The organism is Corynebacterium tuscaniense (assembly GCF_008693065.1).
In the GTDB taxonomy this organism is placed as follows: Bacteria; Actinomycetota; Actinomycetes; order Mycobacteriales; family Mycobacteriaceae; genus Corynebacterium; species Corynebacterium tuscaniense.
Genome location: NZ_VXKH01000087.1, coordinates 1 through 4,859, shown reverse-complemented (window position 1 = coordinate 4,859; position 4,859 = coordinate 1). Strand labels below are relative to the sequence as shown.

The following is a 4,859-nucleotide window of genomic DNA, read 5'->3' as shown; positions in this document are numbered from 1 at the left end:
TGCCTGTCGGAGACCTCTGGATCGCACCTGCCAGACGCCCTCATCGTGGTCGTGGGTGAGAAGGGGGCGGCGCAGCGGCGCATCACCATCCACGGCGACGCAGGCCACGGGTCTGCGCCGTATGGGCGGGAACTCACGGTGGGGCTGGTGGGCGAAGTTGCACGCCGACTGGCCAGCATTGAGCCCCCTGTTGTCGCCGATGACCTGTGGAAAGGCTACGTCCGCGCCTTCCGCTTCGACCCCTCGACGGAAGAGCAGCTGCTGCGCGGGGAGAACTACGAGGCCCTCGGTCCTCTTGCCCGCTACTCCCACGCCATGAGCCATCTCACCGTGGCGCCGACTGTGATCCGCGCCGGTGGGGCCATCAACGTGCTGCCGTCGAATGCGTATGTGGAACTGGACATCCGGCCTCTACCTGGGCAGACGCAGGAAGATGTCGACGAAGTTCTGCGGGAAGCGCTCGGCGATCTGGCGGAACGGGTAGAGATCGAGCACCTGATCACTGAAGATGCCACCGTATCCCCCGCCTCCGGGCCGCTATATGAGGCGATCGTGGAGACCTTCGGGGAATTCTTCCCCGGCGTGCCCGTGGTGCCAACGATCGCTGCAGGTGGCTCCGACCTCCGCTTCGGCCGCCGCAAAGGTGGGGTGGGCTACGGGTTTGCCCTGCACGCTGCCGGGCGCGGACTCGGTGAGGTGCTGGACCAACTGCACTCGCATGACGAATACGTCGACATCGAAGACGTCGAGTTGACCACCAAGGCGTACCGGTCTTTGGTACAAAAGTTCGTGTTCTAGGGCCAAAGTTTTCTCCCGATCCCTCTGCCCCGAAGAGCAGAAGTGCATTATCTTGGGGGACTATGACAACGCGCCTGCACAACGATTCTGACACGACCATCACCATCACGAATCCTGCCGACGGCACCATCGTCGGCACCACGAACTACTACGGCGCCGAAACCGCCACGCAGATCGTCGAGCGTGCCCGCGCCAAGCAACCCGAATGGGCCGCCACCCCCGTCAAAGAGCGCAAAAAGATCATGCTGCGCTACCACGACCTGGTGCTCAAGCACCAGAATGAGCTGCTGGACATCATCCAGGACGAGAACGGCAAAAACCGTCGCGCCGCCTTCGAAGAGGTGCTTGACAATGCGTTGACCGCCCGCCACTACGCCTACCGTGCTGAGAAGCTCCTGTCGCCGGACCGTGCGAAGGTGGCGTTGCCGATTGCAACGAAGACCCAGGTCCAACACTCCCCCATTGGTGTCGTGGGCATCATCGCTCCGTGGAACTACCCGCTGGTGCTGGCTATTTCCGACGCTATCCCGGCGATCCTCGCCGGCAACACCGTCGTGCTGAAACCGGACTCCAACACCCCGATGACCTCCCTGCGCGCCGCGGAACTGCTCGCCGAGGCAGGCCTACCCAAGGACGTGCTCACCGTCGTTCCTGGCTCTGGCCGCGAAGTGGGTCAAGCACTCGTGGAACAGGTCGATTACCTCATGTTCACCGGCTCCTCTGCCACAGGCGCCAAGCTCGCAGCCCAGGCGGGCGAGCGACTCATCGGGTTCTCCGGTGAGCTGGGTGGGAAGAACCCGTTGATTGTGACGGCGGACGTGGACGTGGATAAGGCTGTGTCTGGTGTGCGCCATGCCTGCTTCTCCAACACGGGCCAGCTGTGCATCTCCATCGAGCGCATGTACGTCCACCGTGACGTAGCGGATCGGTTCATCCCGGCGTTTGTGCGGTGCGTGGAAAAAATGAAGATCGGCGCCGGCCACGACTGGGACATCGACATGGGCTCCCTCATCTCCTCGGAACACGCGGACACCGTCGCCGAGTTCGTCGACGACGCCGTGGCCAAAGGCGCCACCGTCGCCACAGGCGGCAAGCGCCTGACCAACATCGGCCCCAACTTCTACGCCCCCACCGTGCTTTTGAACGTGCCGGAGGACGCACGACTGTACCGGGAGGAAGTGTTTGGGCCGGTGGTGTACATCGAGGTCGTCGATTCACATGAAGAGGCCATCGCGAAAGCCAACGACACCGAGTACGGCCTGAACGCCTCCATCTTTGGCAAGAGCTCCACCGCACAGGAGATCGCCCGCCACCTGGAGGCCGGCACCGTGAACATCAACGAGGGTTACTCCGCCGGCTGGTCCTCCATCGGCGCCCCCATGGGTGGCTGGAAGCGCTCCGGTGTAGGCCGCCGCCACGGCGACGGGGGTCTGCTCAAGTACACCGAGTCCCGCACCGTCGCCGAGCAGCGCATTGTGCCCATCGGTGGGCCGGAGGGCATGGCACCCGAGAAATGGGCAGGCCTACTCACGGCCGCACTGAAGTACGGCCGCGACATCCTGCGCTAGGCGGAGGGCGCCGCTCTAAGGGGCATCCAAAAAAGAGCATGCCGAAAAGGCCAGCTGTTGCTGGCTTTCGGCATGAGGTGGTGGGTTATCTGCCGTCTACCTGCCGTAGAGGAGCGTCATCGCTCCGTAGGGGTGGACGGTATTAGGCACCAGGTACCCCCGTGGTGATCTCCACATCGGTGCGCCCCGGATATTCTCCAGCCGGCCGCGGTGGGGTTTGGTGGGGTCATCGTCGTTGGTTCTGTTGTGGTACCTGCACAGCATGGCCAGGTTGTTCATGTTGGTCATTCCACCTTGTGACCATGCTTTGATGTGGTGGACCTCGCAGTTATCTGCCGCGTGCCGGCAGTCTGGTACTGGACACGTCGGCATGGTGGCCCGGGCTAGGTCGCGTTGCTTCTGATTGGCGAAGCGTTGGGTGTCATACAGATTCACCGGTCCTTCTTGTGGGTGGAACATCGCTACTTCGAGGATGTCCCCAAAATTCTGGGCCAGGAACTCCGCCCCAGTCATCGTGGTGCCGTCAGTCAGCCCCAGGATGACATCATCGCCCGCACCACTCATGATCTTGATCTGCTCATCCAGTGGGATGAGGACCAGCGGACGTGGCGCAGCAGGAGCAATACCGGATGGGGTCTCGCCCTCATCGGGGCGTAGTCCCAGGATGGCCATGAGCTTTTCGTACATTTGGGGGCCAGCAGGACCATCGCCTAGGTTTTGGCGTGCTGCGAACTCAAGGACTGCAGCATCTTCTTCCAGGGCTGTGATGATGATGGGGCGCCGTTTCTTATTCGAGCGACCAAACCCCACGGTGGGTTCTGGGGCAGGCTTGTCCACCTCGGGCACGATGTTTTTTGAACGGCGCTGAAGCGTCGCATAATCCCCCGGAACAGACAGCAGGGCAAGACGCAGCCGCCACTTCTCGGCGGGGTCCTTAATGGAGGAGAGTCTGGATTCGATGTAGACCAGTTGATCCATCGACTTCCGGGTCGAGCGCGCGATCTTGATGGCGTTGGCTTGTTTGCGGGTGAACTTCGTCGACCCGTAGTAGACCTTGTGGACTTTGGCCCATTCACGCATCAGAGCGGGTTTGCAGCCAAGGCTGATGAGCTCCTGGGCGTCAAAGGATGCCAGGGTCTCAATGGGGTTGGTTAACCCCGCTACTGAAGCTGCAAAAGAAGTCATGCCATGGACGCTAAACGCAAATGCAACAACGCGCGAAAAGGGCCTGAAAATCCTGTGGATAACCGGAAAAACTATCCACAGGGTCCGCACACTGAAGCGCGCGCAGGAGGCCGAAGGCCAGCACAAACAGCCCGGTTCCACGAAAACCGAAAAAAGATTTAAACACTTGGCGCGGAATCAACCGGTCGGTCGATGTTGCGGGTTCGGAGGCGGTCATACAGTCGGGGTTATCGAAAGGAAAAACAGTGAGCACAACACAAACAACCAACCCCGGCCGGTGGAAGGCTCTGACGGTTTTGGCCGCCGGGCTGTCCCTGATCGTGCTCGACGGAACGATCGTCGGCGTCGCCTTGCCAACGATGATTTCCGCCCTTCACCTCACCCTCACCGACGCCCAGTGGGTTAATGCTATTTATAACGTTATTTTCGCGGCCCTCCTGTTGGGGTCGGGGCGGCTGGGTGACCGTATTGGGCGGCGCACCACGTTCATCGCGGGTGTGGTGCTGTTCGTTGCCGGCTCTCTCCTGGCAGCAACCGCGACAGGGGCGGGTAGCCTCATCGCCTCGCGCGCGGTGCAGGGTATCGGTGGGGCGTTGGTGTTGCCGGCGACGTTGTCGTCGGTAAATTCGCTCTTCCACGGTAAGGATCGCGCGGCGGCGTTTGGTGTGTGGGGCGCGGTGATGAGCGGCATGGCGGCGCTTGGCCCTCTCCTGGGTGGTGTGTTGACTGAGTATGCGTCGTGGCGTTGGATTTTCTGGGTGAACCTGCCGCTGGGCCTGCTGGTCATCGTGGGCATCTTAGCGTGGGTGCCGCAGACGCACGGGAAGCAGAACTCGCGCGGTGTGGACGTGGATGGGTTGCTTACCTCTGCGATCGGCTTCGGCCTGGTGGTGTTTGGCCTTATCGAGGCGAGCACGCTCGGCTGGTGGGAAAAGAAAGCTACGCTGCACCTCGGCCCGTGGGAGTGGCCGGCTAGTTGGAGTATCTCCCCGGTGCCGTTCGCGATCGGGATTGGGCTCATCTTCATCGGTTTGTTCCTGCGCTGGGAGTTGCATCGTGCCCGTAACGGCCGCGACGCGCTGCTGGATCTGAGTTTGTTCAAGGTAGGTACGTTCTCCTGGGGCAACCTCACGGCGGCGACGGTGGCTATCGGCGAGTTTTCTCTCATGTTCGTGCTGCCGCTGTTCTTGGTGAACTCCATAGGGCTGTCCACTCTCACCACCGGTGTTGTGCTGGCGGGGATGGCGTTGGGCGCGTTTGCGTCGGGGGCGTCCGCACGCCATCTGGCGGCGCGGCTCACGGCACCGG

Annotated in this window: 4 protein-coding genes; 3 read left to right on the top strand and 1 reads right to left on the bottom strand. The window is 62.0% G+C overall.

All coding sequences use genetic code 11. The annotated features are described in order from the left end of the window. Both F4V54_RS10130 and F4V54_RS10125 read left to right on the top strand, forming a co-directional pair. A partial coding sequence (locus F4V54_RS10130) for a M20/M25/M40 family metallo-hydrolase (RefSeq protein ID WP_150387050.1) occupies positions 1 to 798 on the top strand: 798 nt, incomplete at its 5' end. A 62-nt stretch (positions 799 to 860) separates the two neighbouring features. Then, positions 861 to 2,366 (top strand): succinic semialdehyde dehydrogenase, encoded by a 1,506-nt coding sequence (locus tag F4V54_RS10125; protein ID WP_150387049.1) that lies wholly within the window; start codon positions 861 to 863, stop codon positions 2,364 to 2,366. Positions 2,367 to 2,462: 96 nt separating this feature from the next. Here F4V54_RS10125 and F4V54_RS10120 read toward each other — a convergent pair whose 3' ends face one another. Beyond that, complete coding sequence (locus F4V54_RS10120) at positions 2,463 to 3,551, bottom strand: HNH endonuclease signature motif containing protein (RefSeq protein ID WP_102723661.1); 1,089 nt, start codon at positions 3,549 to 3,551, stop codon at positions 2,463 to 2,465. A gap of 245 nt (positions 3,552 to 3,796) precedes the next feature. On the opposite strand from F4V54_RS10120, the gene F4V54_RS10115 reads away from it, so the two are divergent. Further along, a partial coding sequence (locus F4V54_RS10115) for an MFS transporter (protein ID WP_211359480.1) occupies positions 3,797 to 4,859 on the top strand: 1,063 nt, incomplete at its 3' end.